Annotated in this window: 1 protein-coding gene; it reads right to left on the minus strand. The window is 65.5% G+C overall.

Annotated features, from left to right (window positions below; all coding sequences use genetic code 11):
* Window positions 1-354: Clp protease N-terminal domain-containing protein (locus QSK26_RS41535; protein ID WP_285780869.1), on the minus strand; the 354-nt coding region annotated here is incomplete at both ends.

Consider the following 354-nt stretch of genomic DNA (forward strand, 5'->3'; position numbering starts at 1 on the left):
CGGGCTCACCCACCAGCACCGGGTTGTTCTTGGTCCTGCGGGACAGGACCTGCATCACCCGCTCGATCTCCTTCTCACGCCCGATCACCGGATCGAGCTTGCCCTCACGAGCCGCCTGGGTGAGATTACGACCGAACTGGTCCAGCACAAGAGACGTCGACGGCGCGGCCTCCTGCGGCCCGCCCGCCGCCGCCGGCTCCTTGCCCTGGTAACCGTGCAGCAACTGAATGACCTGCTGCCGCACCCGGTTCAGATCGGCACCCAGCTTCACCAGAACCTGGGCCGCCACACCCTCGCCCTCACGGATGAGACCAAGAAGGATGTGCTCGGTCCCGATGTAGTTGTGACCCAGCT

Origin of the sequence: Microtetraspora sp. NBRC 13810, from assembly GCF_030268685.1 — a bacterium.
Classification (GTDB): domain Bacteria; phylum Actinomycetota; class Actinomycetes; order Streptosporangiales; family Streptosporangiaceae; genus BSRQ01.